Annotated in this window: 20 protein-coding genes; all 20 read right to left on the bottom strand. The window is 62.5% G+C overall.

Annotation, left to right across the window (positions count from 1 at the left end; genetic code table 11):
- Positions 1-159: 159 nt before the first annotated feature.
- Positions 160-1,008, bottom strand: a complete 849-nt coding sequence (folD, locus tag B5G09_RS01480; protein ID WP_087403717.1) for a bifunctional methylenetetrahydrofolate dehydrogenase/methenyltetrahydrofolate cyclohydrolase FolD — start codon at positions 1,006-1,008, stop codon at positions 160-162.
- Positions 1,009-1,026: 18 nt separating this feature from the next.
- On the bottom strand, positions 1,027-2,274 hold the full coding sequence (purD, locus tag B5G09_RS01485; RefSeq protein WP_087403718.1) for a phosphoribosylamine--glycine ligase: 1,248 nt from the start codon (positions 2,272-2,274) through the stop codon (positions 1,027-1,029).
- A 19-nt stretch (positions 2,275-2,293) separates the two neighbouring features.
- Positions 2,294-3,823 (bottom strand): bifunctional phosphoribosylaminoimidazolecarboxamide formyltransferase/IMP cyclohydrolase, encoded by a 1,530-nt coding sequence (gene purH / locus B5G09_RS01490; RefSeq protein WP_087309443.1) that lies wholly within the window; start codon positions 3,821-3,823, stop codon positions 2,294-2,296.
- A gap of 4 nt (positions 3,824-3,827) precedes the next feature.
- Positions 3,828-4,400 (bottom strand): phosphoribosylglycinamide formyltransferase, encoded by a 573-nt coding sequence (gene purN, locus B5G09_RS01495; RefSeq protein WP_087309442.1) that lies wholly within the window; start codon positions 4,398-4,400, stop codon positions 3,828-3,830.
- Positions 4,401-4,404: 4 nt separating this feature from the next.
- Positions 4,405-5,430, bottom strand: a complete 1,026-nt coding sequence (purM, locus tag B5G09_RS01500; protein WP_087309441.1) for a phosphoribosylformylglycinamidine cyclo-ligase — start codon at positions 5,428-5,430, stop codon at positions 4,405-4,407.
- Positions 5,431-5,467: 37 nt separating this feature from the next.
- Positions 5,468-6,886: an amidophosphoribosyltransferase gene (gene purF, locus B5G09_RS01505; RefSeq protein ID WP_087309440.1), complete on the bottom strand. Its 1,419-nt coding sequence runs from the start codon at positions 6,884-6,886 to the stop codon at positions 5,468-5,470.
- A 1-nt stretch (position 6,887) separates the two neighbouring features.
- A complete protein-coding gene (gene purC / locus B5G09_RS01510) occupies positions 6,888-7,604 on the bottom strand; it encodes a phosphoribosylaminoimidazolesuccinocarboxamide synthase (protein ID WP_087309439.1) in 717 nt (238 codons plus the stop codon).
- Positions 7,605-11,330, bottom strand: coding sequence for a phosphoribosylformylglycinamidine synthase (locus B5G09_RS01515; protein WP_087403719.1), 3,726 nt, complete (start codon positions 11,328-11,330; stop codon positions 7,605-7,607).
- A gap of 29 nt (positions 11,331-11,359) precedes the next feature.
- Positions 11,360-12,451, bottom strand: a complete 1,092-nt coding sequence (gene purK / locus B5G09_RS01520; protein ID WP_087403720.1) for a 5-(carboxyamino)imidazole ribonucleotide synthase — start codon at positions 12,449-12,451, stop codon at positions 11,360-11,362.
- Complete coding sequence (purE, locus tag B5G09_RS01525; RefSeq protein ID WP_206384398.1) at positions 12,451-12,927, bottom strand: 5-(carboxyamino)imidazole ribonucleotide mutase; 477 nt, start codon at positions 12,925-12,927, stop codon at positions 12,451-12,453. Before purE ends, purK begins: the two co-directional genes overlap by 1 nt.
- A gap of 448 nt (positions 12,928-13,375) precedes the next feature.
- Positions 13,376-14,461: an aspartate carbamoyltransferase gene (gene pyrB / locus B5G09_RS01530; protein WP_087403721.1), complete on the bottom strand. Its 1,086-nt coding sequence runs from the start codon at positions 14,459-14,461 to the stop codon at positions 13,376-13,378.
- An 11-nt stretch (positions 14,462-14,472) separates the two neighbouring features.
- Positions 14,473-15,105, bottom strand: a complete 633-nt coding sequence (pyrE, locus tag B5G09_RS01535) for an orotate phosphoribosyltransferase (protein ID WP_087403722.1) — start codon at positions 15,103-15,105, stop codon at positions 14,473-14,475.
- Between the two features lie 85 nt (positions 15,106-15,190).
- The gene (locus B5G09_RS01540; RefSeq protein ID WP_087403723.1) at positions 15,191-15,451 is read right to left on the bottom strand and encodes a thioredoxin family protein; all 261 of its coding nucleotides are present in this window, start codon (positions 15,449-15,451) and stop codon (positions 15,191-15,193) included.
- 120 nt (positions 15,452-15,571) lie between these two features.
- The gene (gene pyrF, locus B5G09_RS01545) at positions 15,572-16,279 is read right to left on the bottom strand and encodes an orotidine-5'-phosphate decarboxylase (protein ID WP_087403724.1); all 708 of its coding nucleotides are present in this window, start codon (positions 16,277-16,279) and stop codon (positions 15,572-15,574) included.
- 8 nt (positions 16,280-16,287) lie between these two features.
- Positions 16,288-17,235: a dihydroorotate dehydrogenase gene (locus B5G09_RS01550; protein WP_087403725.1), complete on the bottom strand. Its 948-nt coding sequence runs from the start codon at positions 17,233-17,235 to the stop codon at positions 16,288-16,290.
- The gene (locus B5G09_RS01555; RefSeq protein ID WP_087403878.1) at positions 17,229-17,969 is read right to left on the bottom strand and encodes a dihydroorotate dehydrogenase electron transfer subunit; all 741 of its coding nucleotides are present in this window, start codon (positions 17,967-17,969) and stop codon (positions 17,229-17,231) included. The genes B5G09_RS01550 and B5G09_RS01555 overlap by 7 nt, the downstream gene beginning before the upstream one ends.
- Before the next feature lie 39 nt (positions 17,970-18,008).
- Positions 18,009-21,191, bottom strand: coding sequence for a carbamoyl-phosphate synthase large subunit (gene carB, locus B5G09_RS01560; RefSeq protein WP_087403726.1), 3,183 nt, complete (start codon positions 21,189-21,191; stop codon positions 18,009-18,011).
- Complete coding sequence (gene carA / locus B5G09_RS01565) at positions 21,184-22,275, bottom strand: glutamine-hydrolyzing carbamoyl-phosphate synthase small subunit (RefSeq protein WP_087403727.1); 1,092 nt, start codon at positions 22,273-22,275, stop codon at positions 21,184-21,186. Before carA ends, carB begins: the two co-directional genes overlap by 8 nt.
- Before the next feature lie 12 nt (positions 22,276-22,287).
- Positions 22,288-23,565 (bottom strand): dihydroorotase, encoded by a 1,278-nt coding sequence (locus B5G09_RS01570; protein WP_087403728.1) that lies wholly within the window; start codon positions 23,563-23,565, stop codon positions 22,288-22,290.
- 315 nt (positions 23,566-23,880) lie between these two features.
- On the bottom strand, positions 23,881-24,654 hold the full coding sequence (locus B5G09_RS01575) for a DeoR/GlpR family DNA-binding transcription regulator (protein ID WP_087403729.1): 774 nt from the start codon (positions 24,652-24,654) through the stop codon (positions 23,881-23,883).
- Positions 24,655-24,753: the final 99 nt, after the last annotated feature.

Below are 24,753 nucleotides of genomic sequence, written 5' to 3' on the forward strand. Positions count from 1 at the left end.
GGGACGAAGCAAGGCTCACGGGGCCGCTCTTTCCCAACGGGGCTCACCTCCTCTCCGGGCTCGCTCACCCCAGGTTCTCTTTCACTCCGGACTCTCTCACCTCCCGGATTTTCTCACCTCCCCGGGTTACTTGTTCTCTCTCCCCTTATTCGCCCCGGGCTATTTGCGGCGCTTGAGGAAACACTCGATCGTGTTCTCCATCAGGCAGCAGATCGTCATCGGACCGACACCACCCGGCACCGGCGTGATGACCGAGGCCTTGGGCTCGATGGCGGCAAAGTCGACGTCGCCACACAGCTTGCCCGTCTCCGGGTCGCGGTTCACACCCACGTCGATCACCACCGCCCCGTCGGCCACCATATCGGCCGTCACGAACTTCGGGCGTCCGATGGCCACTACAAGAATCTCCGCCTCGCGCGTCACCTCGCCGAGATTGCGCGTACGGCTGTGGGCAATGGTTACCGTGGCGTTCTCGTCAAGCAGCAGCTTCGAGACGGGCAGTCCGACGATGTTGCTGCGGCCGATGACGACGGCCCGCTTACCGGCGATCTCCACCCCGGCAGCCTTCAGCATCTTGATGATTCCCTTCGGCGTGCAGGGCAACGTACAAGGCTGTTTCTGCCACAGCGCCGCCACATTCAGCGGATGGAAGCCATCCACATCCTTCGACTTGTCGATCGCCTCGATCACCTTACTCTCGTCGATGTGCTTGGGCAGGGGCAGCTGCACCAGAATGCCGTCCACCTCGTCGTCGAGGTTCAGCGCCGAGATGATGTCCAGCAACTCGGCCTCCGTAATCGACTCGGGCTTGCGGATCGTCGTGTTGCGGATTCCCACCGCCTCCGACGCCTTCGCCTTGCCCGTCACATAACTCACACTCGCCGGGTTATCCCCCACGAGAATCACCACCAGATGGGGCACGCGCCCGTATTTGGCCGGGAAGCTCTTCACCTGCTCGGCCATTTCGGCCTTCAGTTTGGCCGACAGTTCCTTTCCGCTAATTATCATACTTTTATTTTACCGTTTCTATTTGTCAAATGCCCAATGGCCGATATCAGTCCGGTGGAAGAGGTTGTCGCACTCGATGCGCGCCACGTCGCGCAGCGCCGCCACGCGGGCCTCGGCCAGCGTGGCCCCGCGTCCGACGACGAACAGCACCCGTCCGCCGTTGGTCAGAATCCGTCCGCCGTCGGCCTTCGTTCCCATGTGGTAGACCGTTCCCTCGACGCGATCCAGCCCCTTGATCTCGTGGCCCTTTTCGTAGCTTCCGGGGTAGCCCTTCGAGGCCAGGACGATGCCCAGCGTCGCGAAGTCGTGCCACTCCAACTGCGTATCGAGCCCCTCGGCCACGGCGCAGAAGATATCGACGATGTCGCTCTTCAGACGCGGCAGCACCACCTCCGTCTCGGGGTCGCCGAAGCGGGCGTTGAACTCGATGACCTTGATTCCCTGCGCCGTCTTCATCAGACCGCCGTACAGAACCCCTTCGAACGGGCACCCTTCGTCCACCATCGCATCGGCCACCGGCTGCAGGATCCGCTCCAGCGCGAAGCGCTCGTCCTCCGGCGTGATGAACGGCAGCGGGGAGTAGGCCCCCATGCCGCCCGTATTGGGGCCCTTGTCGCCGTCGTAGGCCCGCTTGTGGTCCTGCGCCAGCACCATCGGCCACACGCGGCGGCCCGAAACGAAGCACATGAACGAGAACTCCGGACCTTCGAGGTAATCCTCAATGACGACCTTGCCCTCGCCGAACTTGTCATCGAGCAGCATATCCTTCAGCGCGGCGTCGGCCTCCTCCATCGTCCGGGCGATCACCACCCCCTTGCCGGCGGCCAGACCGTCGTACTTCAGCACCGCCGGGAACGAACGGCCGGCCACGTAGTCACGCGCCGCACCGTACTCCGTGAAGGCCCGGAAACCGGCCGTCGGAATGCCGTATTTGACCATCAACTCCTTGGCAAACTCCTTCGAGGATTCGATCCGCGCGGCGGCCTTCGTGGGGCCGAAGATCCGCAGCCCCGCCTTGCGGAAGCAGTCGACAACCCCCGCCGCCAGAGCCACTTCGGGGCCTACGACCGTCAGACCGATTCCCTTCTCCAGCGCAAAATCGCGCAACTCCTCCACCGCAGTCTCGCGGATCGAGACGCACTCCGCCTGCCGGGCAATGCCCGCATTGCCCGGAGCGCAGTAGATCTTGCCGACCTTCGCCGAACGCGACAGCGCATCGACGATGGCATGTTCGCGGCCTCCGCCGCCGATCACCAGCACATTCATAGTCGTCGTCTTTGAGGGATCAGTGTTTGAAGTGACGCTCGCCGGTGAAGAGCATGGCGATACCCTTCTCGTCGGCCTTGGCGATCGAATCGCCGTCGCGCACCGATCCGCCCGGCTGCACGATGGCCGTCACGCCGTATTCGGCGGCCAGCGTCACGCAGTCGTCGAAGGGGAAGAAGCCGTCCGAAGCCAGCACGATGCCCTCCGTCTCGCCGGCGGCACGGGCCTGGTTCAGCGCCAGTTCGGCCGAGCCGATGCGGTTCATCTGACCGGCCCCGACACCCAGCGTGCGACCGTTCTTCACGGCCACGATGGCGTTCGACTTCACATGCTTGACAATATGCCAGCCGAAATTCAGGTCGTCCATCTGCTCGGGAGCCGGTTTGGCCTTCGTCACGCACATGTCGGCCGTGACGCTCTTCGTCGCGACGTCGAGGTCCTGCACCAGCAGACCGCCGTTGACGCTCACGTACTGCTTCTGATCCACGGTGCCCTTCTCCATGTTGACCTCCAGCAGGCGGAGGTTCTTCTTCGTGCAGAGCACCTCAAGGGCCCCCTCGTCGAATTTCGGCGCCATGATGATCTCCAGGAAGATGGGCTTCATCAGCTCGGCCACCTCGCGCGTCACGGTGCAGTTCGTGGCGACGATACCGCCGAAGATCGAAACCTTGTCGGCCTCGTAGGCCTTCGTCCAGGCCTCGACGACATCCTTGCCCACGGCTGCGCCGCAGGGGTTCATGTGCTTCAGACCGACGCAGAACGGACGGTCGAACTCCCGCACGATGCACAGGGCGGCGTTGGCATCCTGAATGTTGTTATAGGAGAGCTCCTTGCCGTGCAGCTGACGGGCGAAGGCCAGCGAATAGGGCACCTCGTGCTCCTCGCGGTAGAACTTGGCGCTCTGGTGCGGGTTCTCGCCGTAGCGCAGCGACTGTACCAGATCGAACTCCAGGAAGAGCTTCTCGTTCAGACCGGCCTGCTTGCGCATGTAGGCGGCGATCATGGCGTCGTACTCGGCCGTGTGGGTATAGGCCTTGGCCGAGAGCTTCAGACGCGTATCGCGCTGCGTGTTGCCCGTGGCACGGATCTCCCCGAGGATCTGCTCATAGTCCGCCGGATCGCACACCACCGTCACGTCGGCCCAGTTCTTGGCCGCCGAACGCAGCATCGACGGACCGCCGATGTCGATATTCTCGATGGCGTCCTCCATGCGTACGTCGGGTTTCGAGATCGTCTGGCGGAACGGATAGAGGTTCACGCAGACCAGATCGATAAACTCGATGCCGTTCTCCTTCAGCGCCTTCAGGTGCTCGGGGTTGTCGCGGCGCGCCAGCAGGCCGCCGTGAACCTTCGGGTGGAGCGTCTTCACGCGTCCGTCGCAGATCTCCGGAAAGCCCGTCACGTCGCTGATGTTGATTACCTCGACGCCGCTCTCCCGCAGCAGTTTCATCGTGCCGCCCGTGGCGATCACCTCCCAACCGAGTGCACGGAGCCCCTTGGCAAACTCCACGACACCCGTTTTGTCACTTACACTGATCAATGCTCGCATATTCCTATTCTTTTTTTGCGTTCAATAATTTTCCAATCGTTTCGATATAAAGCGGGTATTCCACCGCATGAATCATCGGTTCCAACTCCTCGATATTGTCGCCCTCGTAGGGGAAGGCCCGCTGGGCGATGATCCGTCCGCCGTCCAGTTCGCCGTCGACATAATGGATCGTCACGCCGTAGACCTTCACGCCGTACTCCAGCGCCTGCTCGATGGCATGCGCCCCGCGGAAGGCCGGCAGTAGCGACGGATGGATGTTGATGATCCGCCCGCCATAGGCCCCCAGCAGTACGTCGCCCACGATGCGCATGTAACCGGCCAGACAGACCAGTTCGACCCCGGCGGCATCCAGCCGTGCGACGATCTCACGCTCGTAGTCGGACTTCGAGGCGTACTGCTTCGGCGAAAAGACAAACGACTCCACACCGTGGCGCGCGGCCCGTTCGACGACCGTCGCACCCGGCTTGTCACAGACCATCAGCACCACCTCGGCAGGCAGCTTCCCCTGCTCGCAGGCCGTCACGATGGCCTCGAAATTCGTTCCATTGCCGCTGGCAAAGACTGCTAGACGATGCATGCCCCTACCGGATAACCACCTTTCCCGAATCGGTAACCCGGCCGATGACCGAGGCGCGTTCGCCTTGCGCCGTGAGGATGTCGATGGCCTTCTGCGCCTCGGAGGCATTCAGGGCGATGACCATGCCGATACCCATGTTGAAGATGTTGAACATCTCGCGGTGAGCCACCTGTCCGTACTTCTCCAGGAAGCGGAAGACCGGCAGGATCTCCCACGTACCCTCTTCGATCTCCAGACCCTGGCCTTCGTGAAGGATGCGCGGGATGTTCTCGTCGAAACCGCCGCCCGTGATGTGGCTGATTCCGTGGACGTCGCACTGACGGATCACCTCCAGAACCTGCTTGACGTAGATCTTAGTCGGCGTGAGCAGCACCTCACCCAGCAGTTTGTTCGACAGTTCGGGGTAGCACTTGTGCAGATCCAGGTAGTTGTCCGCCAGAATCTTGCGCACCAGGCTGAAGCCGTTCGAGTGGACACCGCTCGAGGCTACACCGACCAGCACGTCGCCCGTACGGACCTTCGAGCCGTCGATGAGCTTCGACTTCTCGACCACGCCCACCGTAAATCCGGCGATGTCGTACTCGCCGTCGGCATACATGCCCGGCATCTCGGCCGTCTCGCCCCCGACGAGCGCGCAGCCCGCCTGACGGCACCCCTCGGCCACACCGGCCACGATGGCCTCGATCTTCTGGGGGATGTTGTGTCCCACGGCCACGTAGTCGAGGAACAGCAGCGGCTCGGCGCCCTGGGCCAGCACGTCGTTGACGCACATGGCCACGGCATCGATGCCGATCGTGTCGTGTTTGTCCATCTGGAAGGCCAGCTTGAGCTTCGTGCCCACGCCGTCGGTGCCGCTTACCAGCACCGGTTCCTTGACCTGCAGGGCCGAGAGGTCGAACATCCCGCCGAAGGCGCCGATGTTGCCCATCACACCCATACGGGCCGTCGAGGCCACATGTTTCTTGATGCGCCGCACCACTTCGTAACCGGCTTCGAGGTTCACTCCGGCCTTTTCATAACTTTGAGCCATAGCTATTGTGGTTTTAAAATTTTCGTCCTGCAATTATTTATTTGTTCCCCTTGTTGGCATCCTCCATCGACTGGTAGAGGGCCGTGGGATAGTGTCCCGTGAAGCAGGCCATGCACAGCTCCCGGCGGTTGCCGGCCTTATAGAGCGATTCGGGCGACAGGAAGGCCAGCGAATCGGCCCCGATCGTGCGACAGACCTCCTCGACGTTCTTGCGTGCCGAGATCAGCTCGTCGTAGGTCGACGTATCGACGCCGTAGAAGCACGGCCCGATCATCGGAGGGCTGGCGATGCGCACGTGCACCTCGAGCGCCCCGGCCTCCTTGAGCATCGCCACGATGCGCCGCGAGGTGGTGCCGCGCACGATCGAGTCATCGACCAGCACCACGCGCTTGCCCCGCACGATCGACCGCACGGCCGACAGCTTCATCCGAACGCCCTTCTCGCGCAGCTCCTGCCTCGGCTGGATGAACGTACGGCCGATGTACTTGTTCTTGATCAGACCCATCTCGTAGGGAAGGCCGCTCGCCTCCGAATAACCCATCGCGGCGCTCAGGCTCGAATCCGGCACGCCGACCACGATGTCCGCCTCGGCCGGCGCCTCCCGGAAGAGCAGCCGTCCCGACTCCTTGCGGTAGGCGTGGACGTTGCACCCCTCGATATCGCTGTCCGGACGGGCGAAGTAGATGTACTCCATCGCGCACATCTCGTGACGCTTGAACTTCGAGTAGTCGCTGCTGCGCAGCCCCTGGTGGTCGATCGTGACGATCTCGCCCGGCTCCACGTCGCGCACGAACTCCGCACCCAGCACATCCAGCGCGCACGTCTCGCTGGCCACGACCCAGCCCTCACCCAGACGCCCGATCGACAGCGGACGCAGTCCGTACTTGTCGCGGCAGGCGTAGATGCGGTTGGCCGTCATGATCAGGAAGGCAAAAGCTCCCTCCAACATGTTCAGCGCGTCGATGATCGAGTAGATTCTCGGACGGTCGTGATAGCGCGTCTCCTTCTTGATCAGGTGGGCCAGGATCTCGCTGTCGGAGGTCGACTGGAAGAGGCTGCCCCGGTTCTCGAGGTAGGTGTGCAGCAGATCCGAGTTGACGATGTTGCCGTTGTGCGCCAGGGCGAAGTCGCCCGTATTGTGGCGGAAAAGAAAGGGCTGGACATTCTCCAGACCACCGCCTCCGGCCGTCGTATAGCGTACGTGACCGATAGCCATCGAACCGTGAAGCGAGGCGAGTTTCTCCTCGTTGAAGACCTCGGTCACCAGTCCGCACCCCTTGATGCGGCGGAACTGTCCCTTGTCGTCGACCGAAACGATACCGGCCCCCTCCTGCCCGCGGTGTTGCAGGGCGTGCAGCCCGTAATAGGTCAGTGATGCGGCTTCGGGCACCCCGTAGATGCCGAACACACCGCACTCCTCGTGCAACTCGCGGTCGCAAATCTCATTCATCCTCATCTTATTCGGTAATTTTCTTCAGGCGTGACAATATCTCCTCATACGACTCGCGCACACGACCCAGATCGCGGCGGAAACGGTCCTTGTCGAGCCGTTCGTGGGTCGTCATGTCCCACAGACGGCACGTGTCGGGCGAAAACTCGTCGGCCAGCACGATCTCGCCGTCCGACGTACGCCCGAACTCGATCTTGAAATCCACCAGTTTGACGTTGATCCGGGCGAACAGCGCCTTGAGCACCTCGTTGATGCGCGCCGTCATCGCATAAATGGTCTTCAACTCCTCGTAGGTCACAAGCCCCAGCGCCACGGCGTGGTGGTCGTTGATCAGCGGGTCGCCCAGCTCCTCGCGCTTGTAGCAGAGGTCGTAGATCGTGTTCGAAGGCTGCACGCCCTCCTCGATGCCCAGCCGCTGGGCCATCGAGCCGGCAATGACGTTGCGTACGACCACCTCCAGCGGAATGATCGTCACCCGACGGCACAACTGGTCACGGTCATTGAGTTTCTCGAGGAAGTGGGTCTTCACGCCGGCCCGCTCCAGCTCGCGGAAGATGATCGACGAGATGGCGTTGTTGACCACCCCCTTGTTCTCGATCGTCGCCTTCTTGATGTTGTTGAAGGCCGTCGCGGCATCCTTGTAGCGGATGATGATCCGCTCGGGATCGTCCGTGCGGAAGATCTGCTTCGCCTTGCCCTCGTAGAGCATTTCGAGTTGTTTCATCTATCTTGATACTTGTTTTTTACGGAAATAGGCTACGGCATTTTCGAAGAGCGACTGCCGCTTGTTGCCTGCAATGTTCTTGTAGAGGTTCTCCTCGTAACGCTCCGTGTGGCCCATCTTGCCGAGGATCTGCCCGTCCTTCGAGACGAGGCCCTCGATGGCATACGACGAACCGTTGGGGTTGAACGGCGCCTCGGCCGTCGGACGACCCTCGGCGTCGGCATACTGGAAGGCCACCTGCCCGGCGTCGAACAGTTCGCGGGCCAGCTGCTCGCTGACGACGAACTTGCCCTCACCGTGGCTGACGGCGATCGAGTGCAGCTCGCCGACGCGGAACGACGAGAGCCACGGCGAATTGGTCGAAGCCACGCGCGTGGTGACGATCTGCGAGATGTGGCGGTTGATGTCGTTGCGGAACAGCGTCGGCGAATCCTTGGTCACCAGACCCAGCCGTCCGTAGGGAAGCAGGCCCGACTTCACCAGCGCCTGGAAACCGTTGCAGATACCCAGAATCAGACCGCCGCGATCCAGCAGCGCGTGGATCTCCTCCATGATATCCTTGTTGTTCAACACGTTGACGATGAACTTGGCGCTGCCGTCGGGTTCGTCACCCGACGAGAAGCCGCCGCTCAGCACGAAGATCTGCGCCCGGCGGATATGCTCCTTCATCCCGGCAATCGAGCGCAGGATGTCGTCGCCGGCGATGTTGCACAGCACGCTCATCTCCACCCGGGCTCCGGCCTTGCGGAAAGCCTTGGCCGTATCGTAATCGCAGTTCGTGCCGGGGAAGACCGGAATGTAGACCAGCGGATGTTCGACCGCCTCGCCCGGATAGGTGAAGTTCCGCGGGGCGGGCTCCGAGGTCATCACCTCGGCCGTATTGTGTCCCTTGTCGGGATAGATCGTTGCGAACTTCTCGGTATTGGCGCGGTAGAGCTCCTCGAGGGGCATGCGCACGCCGCCGACCGTCACGGCCGCATCGGCCACGGTGAAGCCCACCAGCTCGGCGGCCGGATACTCCAGCGTACCCTCGCACTCGACCAGAATCGAGCCGTAGGCGTAGTCGTAGAGCTTCGACTCCGCCATCTCGACCTCGACGCCGATGCCGTTTCCGAAGGCCATCTTCGCCAGGCCCTCGGCCACGCCGCCGAAGCCCACCGACCAGGCCGCGAGGATCTTGCCCGAGGCAATCTCATCGCTCACGAACGCAAAGTTGCGCTTCAGCTGCTCCGTATCGGGCATCCAGTTCTCACGCGGCGTGTGGCGCACGAGGTAGAGACGATGTCCGGCCCCCTTCAGGTCGGTCGAGATGATGGTCCGTGCATCGGCCGTCGTGATGCCGAAGGCCATCAGCATCGGCGGCACGTTGATGTGCTGGAACGTTCCCGACATCGAGTCCTTGCCGCCGATCGACGGAAGCCCCAGTTCGACCTGCATCCGCAGCGCACCGAGCAGCGCACTGAGGGGTTTGCCCCACGACTCGGCATCCCTGGTCATGCGCTCGAAATACTCCTGATAAGAGTAGCGCATCCGCTCGTAGCGGCCGCCTGCAGCCACGACCTTCGCCGCAGCCTCCACCACGGCGTAGGCCGCCCCGTGGTAGGGGCTCCACTTGGCCACGAAGGGGTTGTAGCCGAAGGCCATCACACTGGCCGTATCGGTATAGCCGTCGGTCGGGAGCTTCTGCACCGAAACCTGCGTCTCGCTGCGCTGCGTGCGTCCGCCGAAGGGCATCAGCACCGTCGAGCGGCCGATTGTCGAGTCGAACATCTCGATCAGCCCCCGCTGCGAAACGACGTTGTTGTCCTTCAGATTGTTCTCGAAGCGTTCGGCCACCGCGGCGCCCTCAACCCGCCGTTCGAAGGGGTTGCGGTTCTCGACGGCACCGACTTTCGCCTCGGCATAGTGCTTCGCGCCGGCGCTGTCGATGAACGCCCGGCTCAGGTCGACCACCATGCGGTCGCCCTTGAACATCCGCATCCGCGCCGTGTCGGTCACGTCGGCCACATGCACCGCCTCAATGTTCTCCTCGCGGCAGTAGCGCATGAACTCCTCCATGTCCCTGGCCTCGACGACCACCGACATGCGCTCCTGCGACTCGCTGATGGCCAGTTCCGTGGAGTTCAGACCGCTGTATTTCGTCTTCACCCGGTCGAGGTAGATGTCCAGACCGTCGGCCAGCTCGCCGATGGCCACGCTGACACCGCCCGCACCGAAGTCGTTCGATTTCTTGATCAGGCGCGTCACCTCCGGACGGCGGAACAGCCGCTCCAGCTTGCGCTCCTCGGGGGCGTTACCCTTCTGCACCTCGCTGCCGCACGTCTCGAGCGACTTGGCGTTGTGCTCCTTCGACGAACCCGTCGCACCGCCGATGCCGTCGCGGCCCGTGCGTCCGCCGAACATGATGATCCGGTCGCCCGGCGCGGGGCGTTCGCGGCGTACGTTCTCGGCCTTCACGGCACCCACCACGGCACCCACCTCCAGGCGCTTGGCCACGTAGTCGTCGTGGTAGATCTCGCGCACGTGGGTCGTGGCCAGACCGATCTGGTTGCCGTAGCTCGAGTAGCCGGCGGCGGCCTTCTTCGAGATGACGCTCTGCGGCAGTTTGCCCGGCAGCGTCTCCGATACGGGCTGGTAGATGTTCCCGGCACCCGTCACGCGCATCGCCTGGTAGACGTAGCTGCGGCCCGACAGCGGGTCGCGGATCGCTCCGCCCAGACAGGTCGACGCTCCGCCGAAGGGTTCGATCTCCGTCGGGTGGTTGTGCGTCTCGTTCTTGAACTGCAGCAGCCACTTTTCGGTCTTGCCGTCGACGTCGACATCGACGTAGATCGAGCAGGCGTTGTTCTCCTCCGAAACCTCCAGATCGTCCAACAGCCCCTTCTTCTTCAGGTAGCGGGCGCCGATCGTGGCGATATCCATCAGGCAGAGACTCTTGTGCTCACGTCCCAACTCACGGCGGATGCGCAGGTAGAGGGCCAGCGAATCCTCGATTTCGTCCTTCACGAAGGACTCCTCGACGGTGATGCCCTCCAGTTCGGTCGTGAAGGTCGTATGGCGGCAGTGGTCGCTCCAGTAGGTATCCAGGATGCGCAGCTCCGTCTCGAAGGGGTCGCGACCCTCCGCGCGGAAGTACTTCACCACCTCGTAGAGGTCGTCGGCATTCATCGCCAGACCCATCCGCTGACAATAGGGTTCGAGTTCGTCATCCTTCATCTCCCGAAAACCCTCCAGCACCTGGACGGGTTTCACCTCGGCCTGCTCCATATCGCTCAGCACCGAGAGATCCTTCTCGCGCGACTCCACGGCATTGATGTAGTAGTGGCGGATGCGGGCCAGCTCCTCCTCCGAGACGCTCGGGTCGAAGAGCAGCAGCTTGGCCGAACGGATATTGACCTGCGCCTCGGGGTCGATCAGCCGCACGCAGTCGACGGCCGATGCGGCCCGCTGGTCGAACTGTCCCGGCAGGCACTCCACGGCGATGTACTTGTGGTCCGAGAGGTCGCATGCGTCGCTCACCTCATCGGTCACCACCTCGCCGAAGACGCGGTAGCGGCTCTTTTCGAGCAGCTCGGGCGTGAAGCCGAACAGATCGTAGATGTTCAGCAGCCGCAGTTCGCGCAGCGAAAGGTTGAGATTCGTGTTCAACTCGCGTCGAAGACTCTCCGCCTCCACCCGGAAGCGCGGCAGTTTCTCGACGAAAATACGATAGTTGGTCGTGTTCATTTACTGTATGGTTTGTCTTTGCTCTCTTCTCATTTCACAAAACGGTCGGCCCACTCCTTTTCATATTCGTCACCCGTCATGCCGACAAAGGTGATGTGCCCCATCTTGCGTTTGGGGCGGCTCTCGGTCTTGCCGTAGAGGTGGACGTAAACGTTCGGACGATGCTCCCGCTCCACCTGGCGGGCCGTCTCAAGATCCTGTCCCAGGATGTTCTTCATCACCGTCGGGGCCACCAGACGCGGCTCCTGCAGCGGCTCGCCCACCAGATAGCGAACCAATTCGCGGAACTGGTTGGTCGTGCACCCTTCGATCGTATAGTGACCCGAGTTATGGGGGCGCGGCGCCATCTCGTTGAAGAAGATCTCCCGCCCGCGGATGAAATACTCGATGGCCAGAATCCCTTCGTAGCCGCAGTCGCGCATGAAGCGTTCGCTCTGCACCTTCATCCGTCCGAGCACCTCCGCATCGGCCGCCGCCGGAACGATCGACAGATCGAGGATGCCGTCGCGGTGGATGTTGCGCCCCACGGGGAAGCTCACGACATGCTCGCGGTCGGCCACCATGACGATGCTGGCCTCCGAGTCGAAAGCGATGAACTCCTCCAGGATGCAGGGGACCGTCAGCAGCGGCAGCGCCCGTTCGATATCCTCCTCGCGGCGGAGCACCATCTGTCCGTGGCCGTCGTAGCCCAGCGTACGGGTCTTCAGCACGGCCGGAAGGCCCAGCTCCCGCACGGCGGCACGCAGCGACGCCTCATCGTCGACGGCCGCAAAGCCCGGCGTGCGAAGCCCGTGGTCGCGGGCGTTCGTCTTCTCGCGGAAGCGGTCCTGCGAGTCGTAAAGCGGGCGGTAGCCCTGCGGGATGTTGTATTTTTCGCTCAGCGGGATGAGAATATCCCCCGGCACGTTTTCGAATTCGTAGGTCACGGCGTCGCTCATGCGGCAGAGCCGTTCGAGCGCTTCGGCGTCGTTGTAGGCCGCCACAATGTGGTCGTCACACACGCGGAAGGCCGGTGCATCCGGCGCCGGATCGAGCGCCACGGCCCGTACGCCCAGCACGTGGGCCTGTTCGGCGATCATCAGCCCCAGCTGGCCGCCCCCGATAATTCCGATGGTCTTCATCAGTCGAGTTCGGCTTTCAGGACATCGGCGGTCTGTTTGGCGCGGAAGGCTTCGAGCCGGGCGGCCAGCGCCTCGTCCTGCAGCGCAAGGATCGACACGGCGATCAGCGCAGCGTTCTTGGCGCCGTTGATGGCGGTCGTGGCGACGGGAACGCCCGCCGGCATCTGCACGATCGACAGCAGCGAGTCCAGGCCGTTCAGAGCCCGTGACTTGACCGGAACACCCACCACGGGCAGCGTGGTCATGGCAGCCACCATGCCCGGAAGATGAGCCGCGCCGCCTGCACCGGCGATGATGACACCCAGGCCGCGCGAGCGGGCAGTCTTGGCATATTCACACAGCAAATCGGGGGTACGATGGGCACTGACGACCCGTTTTTCAAACTCCACGCCGAACGATTCGAGCGTGCGGACAGCATCGGCCATCACCTCATAATCGCTCACGGAGCCCATAATAACGCCTACTTTCATGGTCATATCGAATTACAAAATCATCCAAAAACAAAAGGCAGACCGCCACGACATCGTATGTCATGGCGGTCCGGTATCTATCCGAGAAGTCCGCAGGAGACCATTTGCCGTCCCCGGGACTGCGCACACTGCTGCTGTCGGGACACCGCCGAATAGAACGCAGCGGCCCGAACCTGCTGTTTCTTCCGCTCGCGCCCGTCGGAAGCGACGTTTCGCCGGCAGCAGTCTGAGAGGCAGTCTTGTATCATCGGGATTAACCTAACTGTTAAAACATCGTTACAAAAGTAGCGCTTTTCGGCCGACTTTCAAAATTCCCGGAGAGATTCTATCGACATTTTTTCGACAATCGAACCTCCTTCTTTCCGATTGTACGAAACACCCCGGGAAGCCGTCGGCTCCCGGGGTGAAATTTCCTTGCGGAACGGCCGGAATGGCCCTCGCCTCCTCAGCTCCGTCAACGGGCCTTGGCCTCGCAGTAGGCACAGCGGCACGTGCCGTCGGGCATCCGCCGGAACAGCTGGTCGACATCCTCCGTGGCCGAAATGCAACGGCGGTTCGGGCAGACCATCTCGTTGACGATATACTCCTCGTTGAAGACCGGCGTATGGGCATACGGCCGGTTCTCGTCGGCCCAGCGCAGCAGCGTCAGGATCAGTGCCATACGCACGAACTTGCCGTTCTCCACCTGCCGAAAGTAGGCCGCACGCGGATCGTTGTCCACCGCCCGCGTGATCTCGTTCACACGCGGCAGCGGGTGAAGAATCGTCATATCCTTCTTGGCCGTACGCAGCTTCTCGGGGTTGAGCACGAAGCTGTTCTTCACGCGGTCGAACTCCTCCTCGTCCAGGAAACGCTCCTTCTGCACGCGCGTCATGTAGAGGATATCCAGTTCGGGCATCACCTCCTCCATCGTGCGCACCTCGCGGAACGTGATGCGCGAGTTGGCCTGCATCTCCTGCAGCATGTAGTCCGGAAGACGCAGCTCCTCGGGCGAGATCAGGATCACGTTGATCCCCTCGTAGCGCGACAGCGCCTTGATGAGCGAGTGGACCGTACGCCCGAACTTCAGGTCACCGCAGAAGCCGATCGTCATGTGGTCGAAACGGCCCTTTTCGCGCTTGATCGTCAACAGGTCCGTCAGGGTCTGCGTCGGGTGCGAGTGGCTGCCGTCGCCGGCGTTGATCACCGGGATTCCGGCATACTGCGATGCCACGAGCGGCGCACCCTCCTTGAAGTGGCGCATGGCGATGATGTCCGCAAAGCAGCGGATCACCCGCACCGTATCGGCCACCGTTTCGCCCTTCGACACCGACGACGAATTGGCGTCCGAGAAACCGATCACCTGGCCGCCCAGTTCAAGCATCGCCGAGGTGAAGCTCAGACGCGTACGCGTCGAGGGTTCGTAGAAGAGCGTGGCCAACTTCTTGCCCTTGCAGGCTTCGCTGTATTTGGCCCGGTTGGCGATGATGTCCTCGGCCAGAGCCACGATCTGTTCGGTCTCCTGGACCGTCAGATCGGTAGGATCAATCAGATGACGCATGTGTGCTATTTTTAGTGTTTCATCCACGATTCGTCCGACGGATTGTCGCGGAACTTCAGCAGACGCTCCTTGTCCTCGGGCCTGATGTATCCCTCCTCGGCGGCCACCTCGACCAGCGCGTCGAGATTCGAGAGGCTGTAGTTGACGACATTGGCCTCGCGCAGACGGTCCAACCCCTTCTTCATCCCGTAGGTGAAGATCGACGCCACGCCCAGCACCTCGGCACCGGCCTCACGCAGGGCGTTGACCACCTCGATGCACGATCCGGCCGTCGAGATCAGATCCTCGATGACGACCACCTTCTGGCCCTTCTCCAGCCGGCCTTCAATCTGGTTGCCGCGGCCGTGGTCCTTCGACCCCGAGCGGACGTAACCCATCGGCAGGTCGAGAATCGTCGCCGTGATGGCGGCATGGGCGATGCCGGCCGTCGACGTTCCCATCAGCACCTCGGCCTGGGGATACTTCGTGCGGACGATCTCCGCCAGACCCGCCTCCACGTGCTTGCGCACCTCGGGAGCCGTCAGCGTCAGACGGTTGTCGCAATAGATCGGGCTCTTGATACCGCTGGCCCACGTAAACGGCTGTTCGGGGCGCAGGAAGACCGCGCCGATCGACAGCAAATCCTTTGCAATAGCTTTTTCCATAACTTTTTTATGCTGCTCGTTTTTCTGTTTTTCTCATGCAGACCCGGCCGCACGCCCGCTCCCGGAGTGCCGCCCGGACCGCCCGCTATTCGAGGGCCTGACGCAGGATCTTCTCCACCTCGTCGGGATAGATGCCCCCTTCGTGCACCTTCACGCCGTCGACGTAGAAGGTCGGCACGTAGTAGTAATCATACCGGTCGGCCACCTCGGGCTCCTCCGACTCCTCGATCATCTCGATCTCAACGGGAGCCAGTTCCGGATGGGCCGCCTTGGCCTCCTCGATATAACGCAGCGCCTTCTTGCAGAAGGGGCACGTCTTCAGATAGAACAATTTTACGGGTTTCATGGTTTTTCCGTGTTTTCCGTTTTCAATTCTCCGGCCGCCGGAACGTTCCGGCCCTGCCATACGGGCGAAGAGGACGGCATGTTTTTTTCCTTTCCCCCCCCCACAGCTCCGGCCTTCTGGCTACTCGCCGACGAACTCGGCCACGCAGCGGCGATAGGCCGCCACGGGATCCGCAGCCGCCGTGATCGGACGTCCGACGACGATGAAATCCGAACCGATCTCGCGGGCCCGGGCCGGAGTCGTCACACGCACCTGGTCGGCCACGTCGCCGTCGGCGAAGCGCACGCCCGGCGTGACGGTCAGGAAGTCACGGCCGCACGCCTCGTGAACCATACCGGCTTCGAGCGGCGAGCAGACCACACCGTCCAACCCCGCCTCGCGCGTGTTCTGCGCATACTTGACGATCGTATCGTTGATCGAGGCGCCGATCAACAGTTCGCGCTGCATGCGCTCCTCGCTCGTCGAGGTGAGCTGCGTCACGGCGATCAGCAGCGGACGCGTCCCGTCCTCGCGCGTCAGCCCCTCGAGGGCCGCCCGCATCATCTCGATCGTACCGGCGGCGTGGACGTTGCACATGTCCACATCCAGACGCGACAGCACCGCCATCGCCTTCTTCACCGTATTGGGAATGTCGTGTAGCTTCAGGTCGAGGAAGATCTTGTGTCCCCGGCGCTTGATCTCGCGCACGATCGACGGGCCTTCGGCATAGTAGAGCTCCATGCCGATCTTCAGAAAGGGTTTGCGCGCCTCGTCCCGGAAGCGGTCGAGGAAGCGGAAGGTATCCTCTGCGGACTTGAAGTCGCAGGCGATGATTACGTCTCGTTCCATATTGTTTTTCAAGCTATTCCGATTATATCCGACAAACGTTCGATGCCCAGGCGCTGCATCTCGCCGGGCAGTGCCTCGACGATCTCTTTCGAGGCGTAGGGGTTGACCAGATTGGCGGCGCCGACCTGCACGGCCGTCGCGCCGGCCATCATCATCTCGATCACGTCGCGGGCCGACCGCACGCCGCCGCACCCCATGACCGGGATCCGGCACGCATGGGCCACCTGGTAGACCATCCGCACGGCCAGCGGGAAGATTGCCGGGCCCGAGAACCCGCCCATCGTATTGGCGATTACAGGCCGTCTGCGGGCCACGTCGATGCGCATGCCCAGCACCGTATTGATCAGCGAGATGCCGTCGGCCCCCGCCTCCTCACACGCCCGGGCGATCGCAACGATGTCCGTGACGTTGGGCGAGAGTTTGATGAAGACCGGCTTGGTAGTCACGGCCTTCACCGCGCGCGTTACCTCGGCCGCCGCCTCGGGGCTCGTGCCGAACGACATGCCGCCGTGGCGCACGTTCGGGCACGAGACGTTCACCTCGATGATCCCGACCTGCTCCTGCTTGTCGATCCGCTCGCAGCAGTAGGCATACTCCTCGACCGAGAAGCCCGAGATGTTGGCAATGACCGGTTTACGGAAGAAGCTCCGCAGCCGCGGCAGTTCGTGCCGGATCACGGCGTCGATGCCCGGGTTCTGCAGCCCCACGGCGTTGATCATCCCCTCGGTGCACTCGGCGATGCGGGGCGTGGGGTTGCCGAAGCGCGCCTCGCGCGTCGTTCCCTTGAACGAGAACGACCCGAGGATGTTGATGTCGTAGAAGTCCTTGAATTCGTTGCCGTAGCCGAACGTGCCGCTGGCCGGTACGACCGGGTTGTCCAGCCGCACGCCGCACAGCTCCACCGTCGTGTCGACCCCGGCGGCGATGCCGGGTTGTATCGTCTGTTTCCCTACCATATGATCTCTCCTTTCTCCAGTACGGGTCCCTCCTTGCAGATGCGCTTGTTGCCGTACCGGGTTTTGCACGAGCAGCCCATGCAGGCGCCGAATCCGCACCCCATGCGCTCCTCGAACGAAAGCTGTCCGTCCTGCTCCACGGCGTTGTACAGGGCGTGGAGCATCGGCAGCGGCCCGCAGGCGTAGAAGTAGTCGAAATCGAGCCTCTCCTCGGCGATGGCCGTCGTCACGAAGCCCTTCACGCCGCGCGAACCGTCGGCCGTGGCCACCGTGACGCTGCACCCCAGACGGCGGAACTCCTCCTCGTAGAAGATCTCCGACTCGGTGTTGAAGCCCAGCACCACGCCGACCGGTTTGCCCGCATCAAGCAGTTTGCGGGCCAGTCCGTAGAGCGGGGGAACCCCCACTCCGCCGCCGACCAGCAGCGGACGCCGGGCGTCGATCCGTGTCGAGAAGCCGTTTCCGAGCCCCGTCAGCAGGTCGAGCTCCTCGCCCGCCTCCATGCGGCTCATCTGCGCCGTACCCTCACCCACGACCTTATAGATCAGCACGATCCGCTCGTTGTCCCAGTCGCACACCGAGATCGGCCGCCGCAGATAGTGCCCCTCGAGGGCGATGTTGACGAATTGTCCGGGAGCCGTAATCCACTGCGTGTCACCCTCGAGCGTCATGCGCCACACCGACTCCGTCAGCCGTTCGTTCTCTTCGATGCGGTAGAGTCCCCGCTTGTACATCGTCCCGCTTGCCGATTTGTCCGTCATCATGGCGCTCTCCTATTTGGCGTCGATCGTAGAAACCCGCAGCGTGATCTCCTCCAGCACGTCCAGCAGCACCTTCACCGTCTCGAGGGCCGTGAAGACCGTTACGTTGTTCTCGACGGCCGTGCGGCGGATCTCATAGCCGTCCAGCCGCGTATTGTGCTGGTTGATGTCGATCGTGTTGATCACGTAGCTGATATGTCCCTGACGCAGGGCGTCGATAATCTCCGTGCTTCCCTCGTTCAGCTTGCGGCGCGTGCGCGTGCGGATGCCGTGCTCGCGCAGGAACTCCGCCGTGCCGGTCGTCGCCTCGATGTTGAAGCCCAGGTCGTAGAAGCGCTTCACGAGCGGCAGCGCCTGCGGCTTGTCCTGATCGGCGATCGTCACGAAGATCGTTCCGTAGTTCGAGACGTGCATACCCGTGGCCTGCAGCGCCTTGTAGAGCGCCCGCGTCAGCTTGTCGTCGTAGCCGATCGCCTCACCCGTCGACTTCATCTCCGGCGAGAGGTAGGAATCCATGCCGCGGATCTTGGCGAACGAGAAGGCCGGAGCCTTCACGTACCAGCGCTCCTTCTCGCGGCCGTAGACCTCGCTGTAACCCAGTTCGCGGAGCGACTTGCCCAGGATGACCTGCGTGGCGATGTGCGCCATCGGAACGCCCGTCGACTTCGAGAGGAACGGTACCGTACGCGACGAACGCGGGTTGACCTCGATGACGTAGACGTCGTCGTCGCCCGCCACGATGAACTGGATGTTGTAGAGACCCACGATGCCGATCCGCAGACCCAGCCGCACCGTGTAGTCGATGATCTTCTCCTTGGCACGCTGGCTGACGCTGAAGGTCGGGTAGACGCTGATCGAGTCACCCGAGTGGATACCCGTATGCTCGACATGCTCCATGATGCCCGGAATGAAGACATCGCGTCCGTCGCAGATGGCGTCGACCTCCAGCTCCTTGCCCAGGATGTAGCGGTCAACCAGCACCGGCTGGTCCACATTCACCTCCACGGCCGTCTGCAGGTAGTGGCGCAGCCGCTCCTCGTTCGAGACGATCTGCATGGCGCGGCCGCCCAGCACGTAGCTCGGACGAACCAGCACCGGATAGCCGATCCGTGCCGCCGCCTTCACGCCGGCCTCGATGTCCGTCACGGCCTCGGCCTCCGGCTGCGGGATGCCCAGCTCCTCCATGATGCGCTCGAAGCAACCGCGGTCCTCGGCGTTGCGGATCGCCTCGCAGTCCGTGCCGATGATCGGCACGCCCAGTTCGGCCAGCGGTTCGGCCAGGTTGATGGCCGTCTGTCCGCCCAGCGACACCACGATCGCCTCGGGCTTTTCGAGATGGATGACGTTCATCACGTCCTCGACCGTCAGCGGCTCGAAGTAGAGCTTGTCGCTGGTCGTGTAGTCCGTCGAGACGGTCTCCGGGTTGTTGTTGATGATGATGGCCTCGTAGCCCGCCTCGCGGATCGACCAGATGGCGTGAACCGTCGAGTAGTCGAATTCGACGCCCTGTCCGATGCGAATCGGGCCCGAACCCAGCACGACGATCTTCTTGCGGTCGCTCACCTTCGACTCATTTTCGTGCTCGTAGGTCGAGTAGAAGTAGGGCACGTAGGAGTCGAACTCGCTGGCGCACGTGTCGATCATCTTGTAGACGGGGAAGATGTCGTTCTTCTCCCGCAGGCGGTACATCTCATGCTGCGAAAGTCCCCACAGCTGGCCGATATACTTGTCGCTGAAGCCCATGCGCTTGGCGTCGCGCAGCGTCTCGATGTCCATCGGATGGGCGCGGAGCACCTTCTCGAACTCGACGATGTTCTTGAACTTCTCGAGGAAGAACATGTCGATCTTCGTCTTGTCGTAGATCAGCGCCAGGTCGACCCCGCCGCGGATCAGCTGGGCGATGGCATAGAGGCGGTCGTCCGTACCGATCTTGATATAGTCCAGCAGATCGTCGTTCGACCACGAATCGAATTTCTTGTGGTAGATGTGGCAGACGCCCGTCTCAAGCGAGCGGACGGCCTTCAGCAGCGACTCCTCCATCGTGCGGCCGACCGACATCACCTCGCCCGTGGCCTTCATCTGCGTGCCGAGCTTGTTCGAGGCGTCGGAGAACTTGTCGAACGGAAAACGGGCGATCTTCGTCACCACGTAGTCGAGCGTCGGCTCGAACGAGGCCGGCGTATTGGCAATGCGGATCTCGTCGAGCGTCAGACCCACGGCGATCTTCGCACTCACGCGGGCGATCGGGTATCCCGAGGCCTTCGAGGCCAGGGCCGACGAACGCGACACGCGCGGGTTCACCTCGATGAGGAAGTATTTGAACGACAGCGGATCCAGCGCGAACTGCACGTTGCAGCCGCCCTCGATCTTCAGCGCGCGGATGATCTTCAGCGCCGAGTCGCGCAGCATCTGGAACTCCTTGTTGGTCAGCGTCTGGCTCGGGGCCACGACGATCGAGTCGCCCGTATGGATGCCCACCGGGTCGATGTTCTCCATGCAGCAGATGCTGATGGCCGTGTCGTTGTGGTCGCGCATCACCTCGAACTCGATCTCCTTGTAGCCCCTGATGCTCTTCTCGACCAGCACCTGATGCACAGGCGAGAGAGCCAAGGCGTTGCGCATCATCTCGCGCAGCTGCGCCTCGTCATCGGCGAAGCCGCCGCCCGTACCGCCCAGCGTGAAGGCCGGACGCAGCACCACCGGATAGCCGATCCGCGCGGCAATCTCCACCCCTTCGTCGATCGTCGAGGCCACCTCCGACGGAAGCACCGGTTCGCCCAGCGACTGGCACAGCTCCTTGAAGAGTTCGCGGTCCTCGGCGCGTTCGATCGAGTCGAACGACGTGCCCAGGATCTCCACCTGACACTCCTTCAGGATGCCCTTCTTGGCCAGCTGCACGGCCAGATTCAGACCCGTCTGTCCGCCCAGTCCCGGAACGATGGCATCGGGACGCTCGTAGCGGATGATCTTGGCCACATATTCGAGCGTCAGCGGCTCCATGTAGACCTTGTCCGCAATATGCGTATCGGTCATGATCGTGGCAGGGTTCGAGTTGGCGAGGATCACCTCGTAGCCCTCCTCCCTGAGGGCCAGACAGGCCTGCGTACCCGCGTAGTCGAACTCCGCGGCCTGACCGATCACGATCGGGCCCGACCCGATCACCATCACCTTCTTGATATCTTTTCTCTTAGGCATGTTTGTACTCCTCCATGATTTTGGTGAACTTATTGAACAGATAGGTGCTGTCCTGCGGACCGGCGGCACTCTCCGGGTGATATTGCGTCGAGAAGACCCGCTCCTCGGCACACTCCACCCCTTCGGCCGTGCCGTCGAGCAGATTGACGTGCGTCAGCGTCAGCCCCGTACCCTTCAGCGAGTCGATGTCCACGGCATAGCTGTGGTTCTGGCTCGTGATCTCGATCTTGCCCGTCTGCAGGTTCTTGACCGGATGGTTGGCGCCGCGGTGGCCGAACTTCATCTTGAAGGTCCGCGCACCGTAGGCCAGCGAGATCAGCTGATGGCCCATGCAGATGCCGAAGAGCGGCAGACGCCCCCGCAGCCGGCGGATCAGTTCGATGACCGGCTGTACGTCCTCCGGGTTGCCGGGCCCGTTCGAGAAGAGGATACCGTCGGGATGGAAGGCAAGGATCTCCTCCAGCGTCGAGTTGTAGGGCATCACCGTGACGTTGCAGCCCACGTGGTTCAACTGCCGCACGATGTTGTACTTGATGCCGCAGTCGATAGCCACCACGTCGTACCTGTGGTTGGCCACGCGCGACAGCCAGCGTTTCTTGCAGCTTACGCGTGCGACCATGTCGTGGGGCATCTCATAGGCGTGCAGCCGTGCCAGCGCCTCTTCGCGGGGGGTCTGGGCCGAGGTGATGATCACCTTCTGGCTGCCCTCGTCGCGGATGATGCGCGTCAGCGTCCGGGTGTCAACTCCCGAGATGGCCGGGATGTCGTACTCCTCGAAGACTTCGTTGAGCGTCTTCGTGTAGCGGAAGTTCGACGGAAGGTCGTTGTACTCCCGGACGATCATGCCGCCGACGGTCGGCGTCTTGGTCTCGTAATCCTCATCGGCCATACCGTAGTTGCCGATCAGCGGGTAGGTCATCACGACCATCTGATCCGTGTACGACGGATCGGACATGATCTCCTGATACCCCACCATCGAGGTATTGAAGACGATCTCGTTGATGGCCTCGCGGTCGGATCCGAAACCGTATCCGTAAAACTCGCGGCCGTCCTCCAGGACGATCTTTTTCGTAAATGCTTTCATCCTTGTCTGTCCTTATCTGTTTGATTTCGTTGTCAGCGTATCGTAAACCGCGCGGCCGCCAACCACCGTCAGCACCGCGCCGCCATCGACCTGCCAGCCGGCAAACGGCGTGGCATGGCCCTTCGAGAGGAACGTAGCGGGATCAATTGCATAGTGCATGTCGAGGTCCAGCACCGTAAAGTCGGCCGGATCCCCCTCGGCAATCCCCCCCTCGAGCGCAAAGAGCCGTCGCGGATTGACCGACATCAGCTCCACGAGGCGCTCCAGCGTCATGACGCCCCGCTTTACCAGATAGGTATAGAGCAGCGGGAAGGCCGTCTCCAGCCCGACGATGCCCATGGCGCTCCGCTCCAGACCGCGCGACTTCTCCTCGGCGGTATGCGGGGCGTGGTCCGTGGCGATGACCTCGATCGTGCCGTCGACAATGCCGGCCAGCAGCGCCTCGCGGTCCTCGCGGCTGCGCAGCGGCGGGTTCATCTTGAAGCGTCCCTCCTCCTGCAGATCCTCGTCGCAGAGCAGCAGGTAGTGGGGACCCGTCTCGCAGCTCACCCGCAGCCCGCGGGCTTTGGCGCGCCGCACCAGCTCGACGCTCTCCTTCGTCGAGACGTGGCAGACGTGGTACTGGCACCCGGTCCGTTCGGCCAGCGCGATGTCACGCTCGACCTGCCGCCACTCGCTCTCCGACGAAATGCCGCGGTGGCCGTGTTCGCGGCAGTAGACGCCGTCGTGGATATAGCCGCCGCGCAGGAGTTCGTCGACCTCGCAGTGGGCCACGATCGGCTTGCGGACCGCCGCCGCCCGGCGCATCGCCTCCTCCATCAGCTCCTCCGACTGCACGCCGCGCCCGTCGTCCGAGAATCCCGCCACGTGGGGTGCCAGCGCCGCAAAGTCGACCAGTTCGCCGCATCCGCGCTGCCCCATGGTGATCGAGGCATAGGGTTTGACGCGCACCGCGGCATCGCGGCGGATCAGCGCCAGCTGCTCCTCGAGGTGCTCCGGCGTATCGGGGGCCGGATTCAGGTTGGGCATCGAGCAGACCGTCGTATAGCCTCCGTGAGCTGCTGCGGCCGTACCCGTGGCGATGGTCTCCTTCTGCGGGAAACCCGGTTCGCGCAGGTGGACATGCACGTCGACCAGCCCCGGCACGAGGTACCGGCCGCCGAGATCCACCCGGCTATCGCCCGGCTGCGGTTCGCAATCCGCCGCCACACGACCCTGTTCCACGACCAGACGCCCCTTCTCGAAGCGCCCCCCGCGGTAGATCATGGCATTCTCGTAAAATGTTTTCATCGACCCGATCGCATAAAAAAATAGGGCAACCGAAACAGTTACCCTAAAAAACCAGAAAATCCGCATCCTTCGGAGAGTGGAACCCCGACCAATAATCCTGCTGCCAGCACATTTGCGCCATCGGGATATGGGGATTGCCATTCATAGGATTCGGATTTCGCTATAATTGCCTACAAAGGTAGGGGTTTTTCGGCGGGCGTGCAAACCTTTTCCCGATTTTTTTTCAACAATCGCCATCCGGGCTACCACGTCTCCGGCCGGCAAAACCGCTCCGCCCCCCCGCATCGGTCTCTCCGACCGCAGCTTCGGCTCCGGCTACTCGACGACAATCACGTCGACACCTGCCTCCTCGAGAGCAGCCGCCATCTGCTCGGGCAGCTCCGCCTCGGTGACGATGACGTCAATATCCTCCAGCGAACCGATGCGCCCGAAGCCGCGCTGTCCGAACTTCGACGAATCGGCCAGCACGATCGTCTGCGAAGCGGCCGCCATCATCCGACGCGTCAGACGCGCCTCCTCGATCGTCGAGGTGGTCACCCCGTGGTCGATGTCGATGCCGTCGACGCCGAAGAAGACCTTCGAGCAGCGACAGTCGTCCAGCGCGCGGATCGCCTCCTCGCCCGACACCGACAGCGACTTGCGGTGCACCGCACCGCCCAACTGCACGACGTTGACATTCTCCACCTCGTTGAGCAGAACTCCGAGCCGCAGGAACGGCGTCACAATGTTCAGATGGCGCCACGTCCGGGAGCGGATCTCCTCGGCAAAGGCGTAGATCGTCGATCCCGAGGCCACGATCACCGAATCCACGTCGTCGAGCAACGCCACCGCCCGGCGGGCGATGGCCCGCTTGGCGTCGCGGTTGATCGTATCCTTGACGTGCACGTCCAGATCCGAGACATGGGGATTCGCCGGCCGGGCGCTGCCGTGCACCTTGTACAGCAGCCCCTTGCTTTCGAGAATCTTCACGTCCTTGCGGATGGTGACCTTCGTGACCCCCAGCTCGTTGGCGATGTCCGTAATGCGTACGAATCCGTGTGCATTCAGCGAATCGAGAATGTATTTGTGTCGTTCGGCAATACTCAACATGGTTTTATGGTCAAAAGAGCAATAAAAAAGTTATCAAAGGCAAATATAGGGAAAATTCCGCTTTTTCCCAAGGGGAAGGAGCCGGGTAAACGGCTCTCG

The sequence above is a fragment of the Alistipes sp. An54 genome (assembly GCF_002159375.1).
GTDB classification, from domain to species: Bacteria; Bacteroidota; Bacteroidia; order Bacteroidales; family Rikenellaceae; genus Alistipes; species Alistipes megaguti.

Coding starts and splice junctions, on each gene's coding strand:
- B5G09_RS01550 (WP_087403725.1), bottom strand. CDS start 17,235: ATGGTAGGGAAACAGACGATACAACCCGGCATCGCCGCCGGGGTCGAC.
- pyrB (WP_087403721.1), bottom strand. CDS start 14,461: ATGCGTCATCTGATTGATCCTACCGATCTGACGGTCCAGGAGACCGAA.
- carA (WP_087403727.1), bottom strand. CDS start 22,275: ATGAAAGCATTTACGAAAAAGATCGTCCTGGAGGACGGCCGCGAGTTT.
- purH (WP_087309443.1), bottom strand. CDS start 3,823: ATGCGAGCATTGATCAGTGTAAGTGACAAAACGGGTGTCGTGGAGTTT.
- purC (WP_087309439.1), bottom strand. CDS start 7,604: ATGAAACAACTCGAAATGCTCTACGAGGGCAAGGCGAAGCAGATCTTC.
- purD (WP_087403718.1), bottom strand. CDS start 2,274: ATGAATGTGCTGGTGATCGGCGGCGGAGGCCGCGAACATGCCATCGTC.
- purF (WP_087309440.1), bottom strand. CDS start 6,886: ATGAGGATGAATGAGATTTGCGACCGCGAGTTGCACGAGGAGTGCGGT.
- B5G09_RS01570 (WP_087403728.1), bottom strand. CDS start 23,565: ATGAAAACATTTTACGAGAATGCCATGATCTACCGCGGGGGGCGCTTC.
- B5G09_RS01515 (WP_087403719.1), bottom strand. CDS start 11,330: ATGAACACGACCAACTATCGTATTTTCGTCGAGAAACTGCCGCGCTTC.
- pyrE (WP_087403722.1), bottom strand. CDS start 15,105: ATGGAAAAAGCTATTGCAAAGGATTTGCTGTCGATCGGCGCGGTCTTC.
- folD (WP_087403717.1), bottom strand. CDS start 1,008: ATGATAATTAGCGGAAAGGAACTGTCGGCCAAACTGAAGGCCGAAATG.
- B5G09_RS01575 (WP_087403729.1), bottom strand. CDS start 24,654: ATGTTGAGTATTGCCGAACGACACAAATACATTCTCGATTCGCTGAAT.
- purK (WP_087403720.1), bottom strand. CDS start 12,451: ATGAAGACCATCGGAATTATCGGGGGCGGCCAGCTGGGGCTGATGATC.
- pyrF (WP_087403724.1), bottom strand. CDS start 16,279: ATGGAACGAGACGTAATCATCGCCTGCGACTTCAAGTCCGCAGAGGAT.
- purN (WP_087309442.1), bottom strand. CDS start 4,400: ATGCATCGTCTAGCAGTCTTTGCCAGCGGCAATGGAACGAATTTCGAG.
- purM (WP_087309441.1), bottom strand. CDS start 5,430: ATGGCTCAAAGTTATGAAAAGGCCGGAGTGAACCTCGAAGCCGGTTAC.
- B5G09_RS01540 (WP_087403723.1), bottom strand. CDS start 15,451: ATGAAACCCGTAAAATTGTTCTATCTGAAGACGTGCCCCTTCTGCAAG.
- B5G09_RS01555 (WP_087403878.1), bottom strand. CDS start 17,969: ATGTACAAGCGGGGACTCTACCGCATCGAAGAGAACGAACGGCTGACG.
- purE (WP_206384398.1), bottom strand. CDS start 12,927: ATGACCATGAAAGTAGGCGTTATTATGGGCTCCGTGAGCGATTATGAG.
- carB (WP_087403726.1), bottom strand. CDS start 21,191: ATGCCTAAGAGAAAAGATATCAAGAAGGTGATGGTGATCGGGTCGGGC.